This window comes from Rhizobium sp. BK491, assembly GCF_014194925.1.
Lineage (GTDB): Bacteria > Pseudomonadota > Alphaproteobacteria > Rhizobiales > Rhizobiaceae > Rhizobium.
Map to the genome: position 1 here is coordinate 1,102,253 of NZ_JACIAR010000002.1, position 15,470 is coordinate 1,117,722.

16 protein-coding genes are annotated in these 15,470 nt (G+C 59.6%); 3 read left to right on the plus strand and 13 right to left on the minus strand.

Annotated elements, in window-relative coordinates; translation table 11 throughout:
• Positions 1-93: 93 nt before the first annotated feature.
• From FHX05_RS13280 to FHX05_RS13300, 5 genes are all read right to left on the minus strand, one after another.
• A complete protein-coding gene (locus FHX05_RS13280; protein ID WP_183872152.1) occupies positions 94-2,154 on the minus strand; it encodes a prolyl oligopeptidase family serine peptidase in 2,061 nt (686 codons plus the stop codon).
• Positions 2,155-2,270: 116 nt separating this feature from the next.
• Positions 2,271-3,164: a polysaccharide deacetylase family protein gene (locus tag FHX05_RS13285; RefSeq protein WP_183872154.1), complete on the minus strand. Its 894-nt coding sequence runs from the start codon at positions 3,162-3,164 to the stop codon at positions 2,271-2,273.
• A gap of 104 nt (positions 3,165-3,268) precedes the next feature.
• Positions 3,269-5,158: an ATP-binding cassette domain-containing protein gene (locus FHX05_RS13290; RefSeq protein WP_183872157.1), complete on the minus strand. Its 1,890-nt coding sequence runs from the start codon at positions 5,156-5,158 to the stop codon at positions 3,269-3,271.
• Between the two features lie 49 nt (positions 5,159-5,207).
• Complete coding sequence (locus tag FHX05_RS13295) at positions 5,208-5,708, minus strand: hypothetical protein (protein WP_112337902.1); 501 nt, start codon at positions 5,706-5,708, stop codon at positions 5,208-5,210.
• 156 nt (positions 5,709-5,864) lie between these two features.
• The gene (locus FHX05_RS13300; protein WP_183872159.1) at positions 5,865-6,374 is read right to left on the minus strand and encodes a DinB family protein; all 510 of its coding nucleotides are present in this window, start codon (positions 6,372-6,374) and stop codon (positions 5,865-5,867) included.
• A gap of 190 nt (positions 6,375-6,564) precedes the next feature.
• Between FHX05_RS13300 and ndk the strand changes: the two genes are divergently transcribed.
• Positions 6,565-6,987 (plus strand): nucleoside-diphosphate kinase, encoded by a 423-nt coding sequence (gene ndk, locus FHX05_RS13305; RefSeq protein WP_004122188.1) that lies wholly within the window; start codon positions 6,565-6,567, stop codon positions 6,985-6,987.
• 139 nt (positions 6,988-7,126) lie between these two features.
• Here the strand turns inward: ndk and FHX05_RS13310 are convergent, their stop codons facing one another.
• Positions 7,127-7,648 (minus strand): hypothetical protein, encoded by a 522-nt coding sequence (locus FHX05_RS13310; RefSeq protein ID WP_183872161.1) that lies wholly within the window; start codon positions 7,646-7,648, stop codon positions 7,127-7,129.
• Positions 7,645-8,193 carry a CGNR zinc finger domain-containing protein gene (locus FHX05_RS13315; RefSeq protein ID WP_183872163.1) on the minus strand — a complete coding sequence of 183 codons (549 nt, stop codon included), beginning with the start codon at positions 8,191-8,193 and terminating at the stop codon, positions 7,645-7,647. The genes FHX05_RS13310 and FHX05_RS13315 overlap by 4 nt, the downstream gene beginning before the upstream one ends.
• 67 nt (positions 8,194-8,260) lie before the next feature.
• On the opposite strand from FHX05_RS13315, the gene FHX05_RS13320 reads away from it, so the two are divergent.
• Complete coding sequence (locus FHX05_RS13320) at positions 8,261-9,157, plus strand: branched-chain amino acid ABC transporter permease (RefSeq protein ID WP_183872165.1); 897 nt, start codon at positions 8,261-8,263, stop codon at positions 9,155-9,157.
• Positions 9,158-9,160: 3 nt separating this feature from the next.
• On the opposite strand, the gene FHX05_RS13325 is transcribed toward FHX05_RS13320, so the two are convergent.
• From FHX05_RS13325 to FHX05_RS13345, 5 genes are all read right to left on the minus strand, one after another.
• Positions 9,161-9,631: a molybdenum cofactor biosynthesis protein MoaE gene (locus FHX05_RS13325; RefSeq protein WP_183872167.1), complete on the minus strand. Its 471-nt coding sequence runs from the start codon at positions 9,629-9,631 to the stop codon at positions 9,161-9,163.
• Positions 9,632-9,635: 4 nt separating this feature from the next.
• Positions 9,636-9,890, minus strand: a complete 255-nt coding sequence (gene moaD, locus FHX05_RS13330; RefSeq protein ID WP_069616328.1) for a molybdopterin converting factor subunit 1 — start codon at positions 9,888-9,890, stop codon at positions 9,636-9,638.
• Complete coding sequence (pgsA, locus tag FHX05_RS13335) at positions 9,890-10,477, minus strand: CDP-diacylglycerol--glycerol-3-phosphate 3-phosphatidyltransferase (RefSeq protein ID WP_112410658.1); 588 nt, start codon at positions 10,475-10,477, stop codon at positions 9,890-9,892. The genes moaD and pgsA overlap by 1 nt, the downstream gene beginning before the upstream one ends.
• 211 nt (positions 10,478-10,688) lie before the next feature.
• The gene (gene uvrC / locus FHX05_RS13340) at positions 10,689-12,731 is read right to left on the minus strand and encodes an excinuclease ABC subunit UvrC (RefSeq protein WP_183872169.1); all 2,043 of its coding nucleotides are present in this window, start codon (positions 12,729-12,731) and stop codon (positions 10,689-10,691) included.
• A complete protein-coding gene (locus FHX05_RS13345) occupies positions 12,728-13,495 on the minus strand; it encodes an SDR family oxidoreductase (RefSeq protein ID WP_183872171.1) in 768 nt (255 codons plus the stop codon). Before FHX05_RS13345 ends, uvrC begins: the two co-directional genes overlap by 4 nt.
• 363 nt (positions 13,496-13,858) lie before the next feature.
• On the opposite strand from FHX05_RS13345, the gene FHX05_RS13350 reads away from it, so the two are divergent.
• The gene (locus tag FHX05_RS13350; protein ID WP_015339392.1) at positions 13,859-14,491 is read left to right on the plus strand and encodes an outer membrane protein; all 633 of its coding nucleotides are present in this window, start codon (positions 13,859-13,861) and stop codon (positions 14,489-14,491) included.
• Positions 14,492-14,564: 73 nt separating this feature from the next.
• On the opposite strand, the gene FHX05_RS13355 is transcribed toward FHX05_RS13350, so the two are convergent.
• Complete coding sequence (locus tag FHX05_RS13355; RefSeq protein WP_183872173.1) at positions 14,565-15,407, minus strand: oxidoreductase; 843 nt, start codon at positions 15,405-15,407, stop codon at positions 14,565-14,567.
• Between the last annotated feature and the right edge of the window lie 63 nt (positions 15,408-15,470).

Genomic DNA, 15,470 nt, shown 5'->3' on the forward strand with positions numbered 1-15,470 from the left:
CGGCTGCAGCTAATCACGCCCCTCGACGCGTTTCAAGCGTATCGGAAGCTCGTGCAACCATTGATTTTTGCTCGAACCCGGAAGAGGGGCGGCCTAGAGGTTTTTGCCTTTCACGATCGTTTCCCGCAGGAAGCTGTAGCCCAGCGCGGTACGTGTCGCGCGTTCCGTCGAAGCGCCGTCGCCGCCATGGCCGCCCGAGCCGAATTCGTGGAACAGCGGGTGATGGCCGAGCGCTTCCAATTGCGCCGCAAAACGCCGGGCATGAGAGGGGTGAACCCGGTCGTCATTGCTCGAGCTTTCGATGTAGATCGACGGATAAGTGATCTCGGAGGTAGGCTTGACATTGTGCAGTGGGGAATAGCTCAGCAGGTAATCGCGGTCCGCCGGATTGTCGGGATCGCCATATTCGTCGATCCAGGCTTTTCCGGCCGGGAAGACATGGAAGCGGGTCATATCCAGGACAGGCACCTGGCACCAGATGGCACCGAAATCCTTTGGGTAGCGTGTCGTCATGACGCCAGTCAAAAGCCCACCATTGCTGCCGCCATTGCCGGCAATGCGCGACGGCTTGGTATAGCCGCGGGCGACGAGATCGCGGGCGACGGCGGCAAAGTCCGCGAATGCCTTGTGGCGTCCGTGCCCTTTGGCGGCACGGTGCCAGTTCGGTCCGAATTCGCCGCCGCCGCGAATATAGGCCATGACATAGGCGTTGCCTTGCACCAGCCAGCGGCCAATGACGCCGGAATAATAGGGGCCAAGCGAGACGTCGAAGCCGCCATAGCCATACATCAGCACCGGCAGTTCACCCTTGGTCCAGCTTCTCGGCAGGACGATATGATAGGGAACTTTCGTGCCGTCTTCGGAAGTGGCTTCCAGCAGAACGGAAGTCATGCCTTCGCTGTCGAAATAGGTTGGGGAGCTGGCAATGTGCTTGAGTTCAAGCGGGTTCTGGCGATCGCCAAGATCCAGCCGGTAGGAGGAGGGCGGCTGCAGAAAGCCCGCGCCATAGACCTGCAGCGTATCGTCGCCGAGATGCAGATCGGAATAGAGCGGTGCGACCGACACCGTCTGAACATCCGCCGGCAGCGCGATTTCGCGGATTTCGGCATCGGTTCTGGTCAGATCGAGAACGAAGAGATGCGGTTGCATATTGTCCGAGACGATGAAGACGCACCATTCGCGCAGCAGCAGGAATTGCGAAACCGATTGCCGCTCATTGGGCGAAAACAGGATGCGTCTTTCTTCAGCATCGCTCTTGCCGGGCTCCCGCGGTAGGGGCTGCAGGGTCAGGCTGCCTGCCGGAAGCCGTTCATCGGTCTTGGCAAGCCAGATCAGATGGGAGTGGTTGAACCCGAACTCGGCATCCTTCGGCAGGTCGATCCGTCGCAGCGAACCGTCCCCATCCTCGATGAAATGGCTGGCGCTGCCGATTTCGTGACCTGCGCTGAAGATCCGGATCGGCTTGGCCGCCTCTCCCGTCGCAAGACCGGCGAGCTGCGGATTGAAGATCGAACAGGAGCCATAGATGTCGCTGTCATCGGCGGCATAGAGCACGGGCGCATCCACCGGCGACTGGCCGCGTTTCAGGCGGCGGCCGACGCGCGGCCAGCCGGAACGCGTCGAGGATTCGCGGTCGATGGAGCCGAAATAGGCGATTTCGTCGTGGCTGAGCCAGGTCGCGTGACTGCGCACGGCCGGCGTGTCGAAGCCGCCTTCGACGATGCTCTTAGTCTCGCAATCGAATTCGAGCATGCGAATGGGATCGGAGCCGCCATCGGAAAGGCAAAGCAGCACCCGCGTTGGCTCCCACGGGCAGGTGATGGCGCCGCGCCAGAGCCATTTCCTGTCTTCCTGTGCACAGAAAGCATCGAGATCGAAGATCGGTTCCCACGGCGCATCGGGCAGGGGTGTGCGATCGGCCGGCAGCCGATACCAGCGACCGAGCGGATGATCGGCGCTGCGATGAAAATCGAACAGCCAGTTGCCGCGCCGAGTGGTGGTGATCAGCCGGTCCTCGCGCTCGATCATGTCCTTGATCGCGATGCAATCCGCCTCGAATTCCGGCGTTTTCAGCAGCCGCTCGGAGTCCGCATCCATTTTGGCGACGAATTGCAAGGTTTGCGGATCGTCGTCGCGTTCGAGGTGGAGGTGCATGGCGGCTCCGGATTCTATTGCTGATGGTGATGAGGCGTCAACAAACCAAAATACGGGCGCTGAAGCAACCGTGCTTCCGCGCCGTATTGGGCATAGATTTTCGGTATTGACCCGGCTCAGCGGACCATCTTGGTGCTGGCCTGCGCGACGAGATTGGTCGCCGGACCCCGTTCGCGCTTGTATTTGAGCGTGACGACCTTGTAGCCCTCGTTCTCCAGCCTGCTCAGGAGAGCAGGCAGCATCCTGACAGTACGCTGATGAATGTCGTGCATCAGGACGATACCGCGGCCGCGCTGATGGAGCTGCTTCATGGTGCGATCGACCACCGAGGCGGGCGTCGAGGTGAAGTAATCCTTGCTGTCGATATCCACGTCCATGACGATCATGTCGCGGGCCGCGATGGCGGAGCGCAGGCGCTTGGAGTCAGCGAGATAGGGGAAGCGGAAGAAAGGAACATCCGAGCCGATCGCCTTGGTGACGGCATCCTTGCCGCGGGCGATCTCGGTCATCGCCGCGTCGAAGGTCATCTTGTCGAGATCGGGGTGGCGGAAGGTGTGGCTGCCGATCGCATCGCCGTGTGCAAGCACTTCGCGTGCCGTCGCTGGATGAGCCTGCGCCATTTCGCCAACCATCATGAAGGCGGCCTTGACGCCGAATTTGTCAAGCGTGGCGAGAATGCGTTCCGTCTTGCCGGGAGCCGGGCCATCGTCGAAGGTCAGAATGACCTCCTTGTCGGCGAGCCTGATATCCTTGAGCGACGACACTTCCAGGGTACGGCCGGCGAGATTGTGCGGACCGTTCATGCCGGCCAGGTCATCGCGGGTTTCGAGATCGGCAACGAGCCATTTCTTTGGCTCCATCTCGATGGGATCGTTGGCTTTCAGAGACTTGTGGCGCGGCTCCTCGGCGGCATAGCTGCTCTTCAGCGACGCTTCATTGCCTGGCTTCGTGGCGCATCCTCCGAGAGCCAGGGACACGGCAAGGCCAGCCAGCAACAGACGGTAGTTCATCAGAATCGCTCAACACTATGTCTATGAAAGTTGAGCGCATATTCTGCAGTTATGGTTAATGATCGGTTAGGAGCGACCGCGAATTCCTTAACAAGCAGTCAGCTTCAGCCGGCCATGCCGCTTTCATATTCCGATGAAAGTTCCAGCCACTGCTCCTCGGCTGCCGCAAGCTTCTCGGCGGCATCGGCGCGCTGCTTTGCCTTTTCCGCAGCCTTTGCTGGTGCCTTCTCGTAGAGGGCGGGATCCGCAAGTTCTGCATCAAGGACCTGAATCAGTTTCTCAAGCTTGCCGGTCAAGGATTCGATTTCGTTGATCTTCTTCTTGAGCGGCGCCAGCGACGCGCGCCGATCGGCGTTGAGCTTGCGCTGGTCGGCCTTGGAAACGGAATCATCGATGCCGTTCGTCTTGGCCTTCTCGTCCTTCGACTTCGGGTTGGCGACGACGAGGCTGCGGTATTCTTCCAGGTCGCCGTCGAAGGTCGTGACCGTGCCGTCGCGCACCAGCCAGAGCCGGTCGACGGTGGCTTCGATCAGATGGCGGTCGTGTGAGATCAGGATGACGGCGCCGGAATAATCGTTCAGCGCCTGGATCAGCGCATTGCGGCTGTCGATATCGAGATGGTTGGTCGGTTCGTCGAGGATCAGCAGGTTCGGTGCGTCGAAGGCGGCAAGGCCCATGAGCAGCCGCGCCTTTTCACCGCCGGAGAGATCCTTGACCTGCGTGTCCATCTTCTCCGTCGCCAAGCCCATCTGCGCGACGCGGGCGCGCACCTTCGCCTCCAGTGTCTCCGGCATCCGGCGGCGGACATGCTCGACGGCTGTCTGGTTCGGAATGAGATCATCGAGCTGATGCTGGGCAAAGAAGCCGATCTTCAGGTTCGGTGCGAGCCTGACTTCGCCGCTCTCCGCGCCCAGCCGGCCTGAAATGAACTTCGCGAAGGTCGATTTGCCGTTGCCGTTGGAGCCGAGCAGCGCGATGCGGTCGTCGGCATCGATGCGCAGGTTCAGGCGCTTGAGGATCGGCTTGCCGGGCTCATAGCCGACAGCGCCGCCGCTGATCGCGATGATCGGTGAGGCGGGCTGCTTCTCCGGCTCCGGAAAGCTGAAGCCCATCACATGGTCTTCGATGACGGCGGCGACGGTGCCCATGCGCTCCAGCGCCTTGATGCGCGATTGCGCCTGCCGTGCCTTCGAGGCCTTGGCCTTGAAGCGATCGATGAAGCTCTGCAGATGCTTGCGCGCCGCATCGTTCTTCGCCTTCGCCTTCATCTGCAGCTCGTCGGCTTCAGCCTTCTGCCGCTCGAACTGGTCATAGGAGCCGCGATAGAAGGTGAGTTTCTTCTGGTCGAGATGCACGATGGAGTTGACGGCCGTGTTCAAGAGATCGCGGTCGTGCGAGATGATGATGACCGTGTGAGGGTAGCGGCGGATATAGTCCTCAAGCCAGAGCGTGCCTTCAAGGTCGAGGTAGTTCGTCGGCTCGTCGAGCAGCAGCAGATCCGGCTCGGAAAACAACACGGCCGCAAGAGCCACGCGCATGCGCCAGCCGCCGGAGAACGAGGAGGCGGGACGCTTCTGCGCCTTGTGGTCGAAGCCGAGGCCGGCGAGGATGCTGGCGGCACGCGCTTCGGCCGAATGCGCATCGATATCGGCAAGCCGCGTCTGGATATCGGCGATGCGGTGCGGATCGGTCGCGGTTTCGGCTTCCGCGAGCAGTGCGGAGCGCTCCTTGTCCGCCGCGAGGACGATATCGATAAGGGGTTCCTCGGTGCCGGGGGCCTCCTGCGCAACCTGGCCGATGCGGGCATTGCGCGGGATCGAGACCGAGCCGCTTTCGGCAGCAAAATCGCCGGTGATGATCCTGAACAGCGTGGATTTGCCAGCACCGTTCTTGCCGACGAGGCCAGCCTTCGTGCCCGCCGGAAGCGCCACGCTGGCATGATCGATGAGAAGGCGGCCGGCAATGCGGGCGGAAAGGTCTGAAATCGAAATCATGGCGCGGTTTTGGCCGAACTCGACGCCGAAGGCAAGAGCGCGAAGTCGCTTAGGCGCCAGCCTTTTGCGAGGGCTTCGCGAGGTTGGCGCAGTTGCGCAGCCGCTCGGTCAGCTCAGTTTCGTAGAGCATGAGATTGCTGAGAGAGGCATTGAGGCTGTCGAGGGCGGGGTTCGCATTCGCTGCCGTTTCGGTCTCGCGGCTAAATCGCTGTTTCTTCATCAGCCCCTTGGCGAGCTGATCTGCGACTTCGCGGAGCATTTCGGCAGCATCGCTTTCCGATTTGCGCGCCACCAGCCCGCAATGGCTGACGAGACGATACTTCAGGCCGATTTCGTCGAGCCCGCTTTGTGAGGGAAGGGGGCCAAGCGCCTCGATTTCTTCGGCAAGACGTCGATCCTGCCCGTAAAGCGCCTCGTGAAAGAGCTGATAGTTGCGCGGCAGGTTCTTGACCTTCAGCCGCGTCATGAAGCGGCCGATGATCTCAAGCTCGGTTTCCGTTTCATCATTATCGATGGAATATGCCGAAACGCTTGTTTGCGAGTTCTTCATGCCTGCTTCTGACCGTGAGCTGATATATCTTATCAATCTGCAGGTCGGCAGGTTAAGGGAACATGAACAAAATGCCTTATTCACGCTGCGTCGCAATAAAATGAGGCAGGTGCTCAACGCTTTGGCGAAAGCGGAAAACAGCAATTCGCTTTCCGTTCACATCCAGCGTGTTCCTTCACTGCGCAGGAAGTTCAGCAGGTCCAGCACCAGCGACGGCTTGCCCATGGATGTGAGGATGGTATGGCACTGGCCGCGGTGGTGAGTGTGGTGGTTGAACATATGTGCTACCGCCGCATGGAGGGGAACGGTGATGGCGCCCGGTCGAAGGATCGAGGTATAGGTGAGATTGACGGCAAGCGCGTCGGCATCGAGTGTTTCCAGCCAGGTGATGATATTTCGATCTTCCACCTCCCGTAAGCTGTAGAGTCCTTTAAGCGTGTCGTGAAGGACGGTCTCGAGTGACGCCGGCACCCCGCCGGTGCCGTTGAAACGGTGCATCCACAGCCGATCCGTGACAAGCAGATGGTTCAGCGTTCCGTGGAGCGAACCGAAGAACGCGCCGCGATCCTCGTGGAATTCCGCGTCGCTGAGGTCTGCCGCGGCGTTGTAGACCTGAACATTGGCCCAACGATTGTAGTCGGCAAGCATCCTGAAATGTTTGAGCATATGACCTCTCCTCAATGGTGCGGCGATGTTGCCGCCGAGTTTGCGAATAAACCGTCGCAATGCCATCGGTCGATTGCGAATCGGATGCCCGGACTGTGACAGCGGCGTGAAATTGGCCGATCCCCCTTGTTTTCGGGCCTTGGGGCAGGTAAAGACCGCCCACTTTTCTCTGATTACAAGGAATGGACCCATGGCGATTGAACGTACTTTCTCGATGATCAAGCCGGACGCGACGAAGCGCAACCTGACCGGCGCCATCACCAAGGTTTTCGAAGACAACGGCCTGCGCGTCATCGCCTCCAAGCGTGTCTGGATGAGCAAGCGCGAAGCTGAAGGCTTCTACGCCGTTCACAAGGAACGTCCGTTCTTCGGCGAACTCGTTGAAGGCATGACCTCCGGCCCGACCATCGTTCAGGTTCTCGAAGGCGAAAACGCCATCCTGAAGAACCGCGAAATCATGGGCGCGACCAACCCTGCCAACGCTGACGAGGGCACGATCCGCAAGACCTTCGCTCTGTCGATCGGCGAAAATTCCGTTCATGGCTCGGACGCTCCGGAAACGGCTGCCGTCGAAATCGCCTACTGGTTCTCCGAAACCGAAATCGTCGGCTGAATCAGCCTTTCAGCTTCAGCGCTGAACGATTTGAAATGACTCATGAAAGCCGGGACCTTGCGTCTCGGCTTTTTTCATTTCAGCAAATTAGACTCCCTCTCTCCGCGGGCGGGGAGAGGGGACTACCCCACCGCACCCTTCACGCCGGGCAGGCGGCATCATGTCCATAATCGGCGCTGCCATCGCCCTTGAAGACATCTGGATTGGCGGTATAGACCGGGCCGACGACCAGTGGCTTCGTCGGCAGCACGGTCTGGTCGAGATCGGATTTGACCTCGGTCTTGATCGTCTGGATCGTCTTGTCGCTGGCATCGACCAGCTTGATCGAGACGGAGTAAGGGCGGTCCTTGCGGACGCAATGGAGATCCGGACTTTCCAGCGTGATCTTGTCCCAGAATGTATAGATCTTCTGGTTGACGACAAGCGGATCGCCGCCGGCCGGATTTTCGAATTCCGCGATCGCCTTTGTTCCCTCGGGGATCGGGGCGATCTTCTTGAGCGTGATCATGTAGCTCGCGCTCGCCACCCGGTAGTTGAAGATGAAGAGACGGCCGGTGAGCTGGGTCGGGCCCTCATCATCCTTCCGCTGGCAGCTGGCCAATGCCAGGCCGGCAACGATCCCGGCACCTATCATCGTCAGCATGATCTTTCGCATCGTCATGGCGCAGTCTCCTCTTTCTTGCGCCGGTAATGCCGGCTGGCTTTGGCCCGGTTGCCGCAGACCGCCATGTCGCACCAGGCGCGGCTCTTGTTCTTGCTGCGGTCGATAAAAAGCCAGCCGCAGTTGCGGCATATCTTCATTCGTTCCGGATCGGGCATGGCGATGAGGCGCAGCGTCGAATGCACGGTTGCGGCATCGAGCCCATCGGAGGAAGCGCGCTTCAGGACCCCAGCCAATGCCGCAAGCAGATCGGCGAGCAGCAGATCGGCAGCCTCCCCAATGACGCGTGCCCGGAAATAACGATCGATCAATTCGCGGAGTGCGATGAAATCGGTTCGGTTTTCCCGCTTCACCGGCAGGATATCGCCGAAGAGAGCCCGTTCGGCGCAGAAATTGGCTGCCGCCTTCGGAAAGCTATCCATCTGTCCTGCCGCCTCGAAACGGTCGATCCGGCGCTCGTCGTCATGGCGCAGGATCACGCTGTTGGCGACATCGAGCGCAAGCGCGCCACCGGAAAAGCGATGTGGGGTCCAGGTAAAACTCATAACAAAAATTATAACTGGTAAAATGAATTTTGCCAGTTACTATTTGCTCGTTCTTCGGAGAGGTGGAATGGCCTATCTTCTGCAGCAATTGGCGAATGCCGTTCCGCTCGCTGCACTTTATGCGACGCTGGCCTTCGGCTATTCCATTGCCTTCGGGGTCATGAAGCGGGCCGATATCACCTATGGCGCGCTCTTCGCCTTTGCCGGCCAGATGCTCGTGCTCTTCACGGACGTCGGTTATACGAAGATGTATCTCATCCTGCCGGCTGCCTTTGCTTTCGGGGCCGTGATCGCCGTCGGCTATACGATCGGCACCAGTTTTCTGATCGGCCGCGCGATCATGCTGCCGCTATCGCGCAAGTCGCCGAACACGGTCATAGTCGCAGCACTCGGCATGATGATCATCCTGATGGAAACGGCGCGCCTTGCCTCGAATACGCGCGGCATCTGGCTGCCGCCTTTCCTGAATGATGCCGTCGTCTTCTGGGACAGCGGTAGTTTCCGCGTTACACTGACCGAGATCCAGCTGCTTAACACCGTGCTGATGATCCTCGTTATCTTTATAGGTGCCTATGTCCTGAAATGCACCGGATGGGGCCGCATCTGGCGGGCCGTTACAGATGACGCGCTTGCAGCCGAACTGTGCGGCGCCAGCGCCAGCCGTGTCTTTCTGACGGCCTATGTCGCCTCCGCTATGGTCGCGACCATCTGCGGTCTGCTAGCTACTTCCTACTACGGAACCATGGATTTCGGGGCAGGGCTGATGTTCGGGCTGAAGGTGCTGATGATCGCGGCGGTCGGCGGCTATTCCGAGCCGCTGAAGTCGGCCGGCGGCGCTGCGCTCCTCGGCCTGACGGAGACGATGTGGGGAGCTTACGGTCCGTTCCTTTGGCGCGATTTCGTCATCTTCTCGTTGCTGGTGCTGCTGCTGGTGTTGAGCCGCCGTGAACGAGTGGTGCCCTGAAGCCTACTTGTTACCAGCCCACTTGGCCCGCGCGGCATCGTCGGCATCCTTGGCGGAAACCCAATCGCCTTGCGTGCCATCTTTGCCGTGTTCCTTCTTCCAGAACGGCGCGGAGGTTTTCAGGAAATCCATGACGAAATTGGCGCCGTCGAAGGCGGCCTGGCGATGCGGCGCTGCGGCAATGACGAGCACGATGTTCTCGCCGGGCGCAATCTTGCCGTAGCGATGGATAGCGGTGAGGCCGAGAAGTTCGAAACGCTCGATGGCGAGCTTGGCGATGCGAGTGATCTCCGCTTCCGCCATGCCGGGATAATGTTCGAGTTCGAGGGCACCGAGCGCGCCCCCTTCGTCACGACAGAGGCCCGAGAAGGTCACGACAGCGCCGATATCGCGCCGCCCGTCGGTCAGCCGATCGATCTCCGCCTGGAGATCGAAATCCTCGCGCTGAACGCGGACTACCGGCTGAATAGCCATCGGCTTATCCCCCTGTCATCGGCGGAAAGAGCCCGATCTCCCGCGCTCCGGCGATCGGCTCATCGTGCTCGGCGTGCTCCATATTGATCGCGACGCGGATCGCCTGGGGGAATTGAAGTGCCGCCTCGTATTCTTCGCCCAAGCCCTTCAAATGACTCAGGAGATCGCCGACGGTAACGACATCGGCGGGCAGGGAAATCTCTTCCTCCGCTTTGCCGATCCGCTCGCGCACCCAGGCGAAATAGACGAGCTTCGTCATCATTCCTCATCCACGACATGCTTCAGCCCGGCCCGGAAATAATCGTAGCCGGTATAGATGGTCAAAAGCGCTGCGACCCAGAGCAGGACGATGCCAATTTCCGTCGTATAGGGTAGCACCTTGTCGCCTGCCGGCCCAGCCAGAAGGAAAGCGATAGCCACGAGTTGGGCCGTCGTCTTCCACTTCGCGATGCGCGTCACGGGAACGCTGACCTTTAGCGCCGCCAGATATTCGCGCAGGCCGGAGACGAGGATTTCGCGGCAGAGAATGATGATGGCGGCCCAGAGCGACCAGCCGGCAATGGTGCCGTCGGCAGCGACCAGAAGCAGGATCGCCGAGACCAGCAGTTTGTCGGCAATCGGATCGAGCATGCGGCCGATATTGGAGGTCTGATTCCAGATGCGTGCAAGATAACCATCGAGGAAATCGGTGATCGAGGCGATGACGAAGATCCAGAGCGCGACCCAGCGGGCGAAATCGGAACCCTCCAGCTTGCCTTCGACGAAGAAGCAAAGAACGATCAGAGGAACGCAAAGGATGCGGCCGTAGGTGAGCAGGTTGGGGATGCTGTAAGCGCGCGAAGCCATGGAAATCGTTTCGTTTCGGTTGTCTCGGCGGATCGCGATGAGCCTCGATTTCGGGTTTCATCGCGCTCCGAGCATTTGATTTTCTTGATCTTCTCCAAAAACCGCTTCGCACTTTTTGGGATCAAGTCATAGATGATGGTTTGGCGACCTTATCGTCAATATTGTTTCTGTTTTTTCACCGCCATTGCGTGGAATTTGCGACCGGCATTGCTTATTTCGCGGCGTCCTCGTGGAAATGGTTGTAGACCTGCCGCGCCACGGTTTCCGATATGCCATCGACTGCCATCAGATCCGATAGCGCTGCCCGCGACACGGCTTTGGCGGTGCCGAAATGCTGCAGCAGCGCGCGCTTGCGCGAAGGGCCGATGCCGCCGATCTCGTCCAGCGGATTTCTAACCATCTCCTTCTTGCGCCGGGCACGATGCGAGCCGATCGCGAAGCGGTGAGCCTCGTCGCGCATGCGCTGGATGAAATAGAGCACGGGATCGCGCGGCGGCAGCGAGAAACTTTCGCGCGGTGGAGCGAAGAAGCGCTCGCGCCCGGCCTCGCGGTCGACGCCCTTGGCGACGCCGATGGCGATGACGCTGTCGGTGATCCCGAGCTCCTCGAGAATGGCGCGTACGGCGGTCATCTGCCCCTGGCCGCCATCAATGAGGATGACATCTGGCCAGGCCGGGAAGGGCTGGTCGGCTGCATCGGTGCCGGATGCTTCTGCGGCAGCTGTCCGATCAGGCTTTCCTTCCTCCTTCAGGAGGCGCGAGAAGCGGCGGGTCATCACCTCGCGCATCATGCCGAAGTCGTCGCCCGGCGTGATGTCGGTCGATTTGATGTTGAATTTGCGGTATTGGTTTTTGACGAAGCCTTCCGGCCCGGCGACCACCATCCCGCCGACCGCATTCGTGCCCATGATGTGGGAGTTGTCGTAGATCTCGATGCGTTGCGGTGTGTAGGGAAGCTTGAATGTTTCTTTGAAACCTTCGAGCAGCCTCGATTGCGAGGCGGTTTCCGCCAGCTTGCGGCCATGCGCCTCGCGTGCATTGGCGATGACATGCTCGACCAAATCGCGCTTTTCGCCGCGCTGCGGCACGAGGATCGCGACCTTGTGGCCGGCTTTCTCGGTAAGCGCTGCCGCCAAGAGTTCCATTTCCTCGATGGTCTCCGACAGCAGGATCTGCCGCGGCACGGGCTTGTCATCATAGAATTGCGCAAGGAACGCGTTCAGCACTTCGGCGCCCGAGAGCGATGGATCGGCCTTGGGGAAATAAGCGCGATTGCCCCAGTTCTGCCCGGTGCGGAAGAAGAAGACCTGGATGCAGGAAATGCCGCCCTCGTGATGGATGGCGAAGACATCTGCTTCCTCCACTCCGGCCGGATTGATGCCTTGATGGCTCTGCACATGCGAGAGCGCGGCAAGCCGATCGCGAAAGATCGCGGCGCGCTCGAAATCCAGATCTTCGGCGGCGGCATTCATCGCCTCGGCCATATGCGCCTTGACGTTCTGGCTCTTGCCGGAAAGGAAGTCCTTCGCTTCCTGCACCAGTTCCGCATAGCCTGCATCGCTGATCTCATGGGTGCAGGGGCCGGAACAGCGCTTGATCTGATAGAGCAGACAGGGCCGCGTGCGCGTCTCGAAGACGCTATCGGTACAGGTGCGGATGAGGAAGGCGCGCTGCAGCGAATTGATGGTGCGGCCGACCGCGCCGGCCGATGCGAAGGGCCCGAAATAGTCGCCCTTGCGAGCGCGGGCGCCGCGATGCTTGAAGATCGCCGGCGCGCGATGATCGCCCGTGATCAGAATATAGGGGAAGGATTTGTCGTCCCGCAGCAGCACGTTAAAGCGCGGGCGCAAGCGTTTGATGAGATTCGCTTCCAGCAGTAGCGCTTCCGTTTCCGTGCGCGTGGTGACGAATTCCATATTGGCGGTTTCGCGCACCATACGGGCGATGCGGTTGGAGTGCACCTTGCCCAGCGCGTAGTTGGAAACGCGCTTCTTCAGGTTTCGCGCCTTGCCGACGTAGAGTACGTCGCCGGCTTCGTTGAACATGCGATAAACGCCGGGATTGTTCGGCAGCCGCTTGACGAATTCGGCGATCAGCTCGGCGCCGCGAAGCCCGGTCTCGTTCTTACCGCCTTCATTCCAATCGACAGGCACAACAGGGGAGGCGGCGGCATCGCCCTCCACCTCGATGTCGTCTTCGATATCCTCTGATTCGTCATAGAGAACGCCGCCATCGGGCAGCTTTCTTCCATTCATTCCGCACTCTCCGACACGTCTGGCGTTTCCCAGGCAAGGTGCTGGCCGCCATCGAGCGCTATCATTTGGCCCGTGATCGAGGGCGTGTCAAAAAGAAAGCGGATGGTCCGGCCGAATTCTTCGAGCCTCGGCGCCGCCTTTAATATGAGGCCCTCGATCTGCGCTTGAAAGTCCTCCTCGCTCTGCCGCACGCTTCGCACCGTCGGGCCTGGGCCGATCGCGTTGACGCGGATGCGCGGCGCAAAGCTCTGCGCCATCGTCTGGGTTGCGGTCCAGAGAGCAGCTTTCGACAGCGTATAGGAATAGAAGCGGGGATTAAGCGCCCAGACCCGCTGATCGACCATGTTGACGATCAGGCCCGGATAGGGTTCGGGAAGCTGCCGGACGAAATCGGCAGCCAGAATGGATGGCGCGCGCACGTGCACGGCGAAGTGCGCCTCGAAGGCTTCGGCGTCGAAATGATCGGCGGAATCACCGAGGAAAGCCGAGGCGTTGTTGACCAGAAGATCGAGCGGACCAAGAGCATCCGCGGCCCTTTCGACAAGGGTTGACGTCTCGGCCAAATCTCGCAGATCGGCCTTGATCGCAATCGCCTTTCGGCCCGTTTGCCGCAGTTTCGCCGCAATTTCTTCCGCCTCGGCAAGGGACTGATGGGCATGCAACGCCACCGCGAAGCCATGAGCCGATAAATCCTCGGCAATTGCCAGACCTATTCTTTTGGACGCGCCGGTTATCAGCGCCGTGCGTAGTTTTTCCTGGCTCAAGAGATCGCCTTCTGCTCGTCGTTACCCGATCGATGTTCATATAGGGCGTCGATACACCATATGAAAAGATGTGCGAGCAAATGACACGCTTCGGAATTTCTTATGTAAAACTTGCGATATATTTAGTTTAAAATAAGTATACATGCTTTAACCATTGGTTATGGTTAATAATTCCTCTGTTGCGATGAAGCAACATCGAAATTCAGCCACCTCTGTGCCACAATGATATCATATTTTGGCTCTTCCAATTCCTCATTTGCATTCCAATTTCAACCTCGATCCGGGAGGGATATGTTTAATTGCTCGTGGCGCTTCACAGTCGAAGACAGTAAGCGAAGCACACGGGCCTGAAAGGAGAAAAGTATGCGTACTCTTATCAAGACCCTCATGGTCTCCACTCTCGCCCTCGGTGGCTACACCGCAGCTCACGCCGCTGACGCTGTCGAGCAGATTCCGCAGCCGCCCGTCGCTCAGGAAGCAGCTCCGGCCGTCAACAACTGGTCCGGCTTCTACATCGGTGGTGCAGGCGACTGGAGCAAAGGTCATTTCAGCCACAATGGCAATGGCTATGGCTTCGGCGGTCAGGCCTTCACCGGATACAACTGGCAGCAGGGCCAGATCGTATACGGCGTTGAAGCAGACCTCGGCTACGCCGGCATTGACAGCACCCGCAACGGTCTGACCGCCAAGAATGGCGTCAATGGTTCGGTTCGCGGTCGTATCGGCTACGACTTTAACCCGTTCATGCTGTACGGCACGGCCGGTCTGGCGCTCGCTCAGAACAAGCTTGAAGACGCTACCTCGTCCGACAGCAAGACGGCTGTTGGTTACACGGTTGGTGCAGGTGCTGAAACCTTCATCACCAACAACATCACCGCTCGCCTTGAGTACCGCTACACGGACTACGGCAAGAAGAATTTCGACCTCGACTCCGGTCGCTTCTCTCGCGGTTACGACGAGCAGAGCGTAAAGGTCGGTATCGGCGTCAAGTTCTAATCATCTGAAGGCATAGCCTGAAGAAAAGGCCGGGGTGAAAACCCCGGCTTTTTTGCATTACGCCTCGGAATGTTTAGGCGGCTTCCTTCGGGAAGTCAGTCGAGACGGCCAGTTCGCGCCAATCGGCCAGCTCTCTGGCGACATATTCGTTCTTGGTCTCGATCGCGCCGACCGTATCCGAGCCGAAAGGCATGCGCAGAGGCGGGTTCGCCGAATGAGCAAGCGTGATCATCGATTTTGCAAGACGTTTGGGATCGCCGGGCTGAGCGTGATTATGGTCGGCCGCGAAATCGCGCATCGCTCCGGCCGGAGTGTCCCTGTAGTCGGCAATCGAACTCGGGCTGACTGCAAGCGAGCTTTCATCGAGGAAGTCGGTGCGGAAAAAGCCGGGTTCGACAACGGTGACCTGGATGCCGAGCGGCTGCAACTCCGCTGCCATCGCTTCGGAGAGGCCTTCGATGGCGAACTTTGTCGAGCAATAGACGCCCCAGCCGGCAAAGCTCTGATAACCGCCGACCGAGGACATGTTGATGACATGGCCCGAACGCTGCCGGCGCATGTGCGGCAGGACGGCGCGCGTGACCTTCAGCAGGCCGAAGACGTTGGTCGCATAGAGCTTTTCGATTTCCTCGGCAGTTGCTTCCTCCACTGCACCCAGAAGCCCGTAGCCGGCATTATTGACAAGGACGTCGATCTTGCCGAAACGCTTGACGGCGATCTCGGCGGCTTCATGGGCCTGCGCCTCGCTCCATACGTCGAGGGCGACGGATAGGAGGTTCGGGTGATTGCCGAACTTCTCCGCCAGCCCAACGGGATTGCGAGCTGTAGCGACAACGGCGTCGCCGGCGGTGAGGGCTTCTTGAGTGATAAGGGCACCGAACCCGCGGGATGCACCCGTAATGAACCAAACACGCATGGCTTTCTCCTTCGTGAGTTTGCAATTCCATAGGTGGAATTCGCTTGCAGGAGAAAGGTAGCT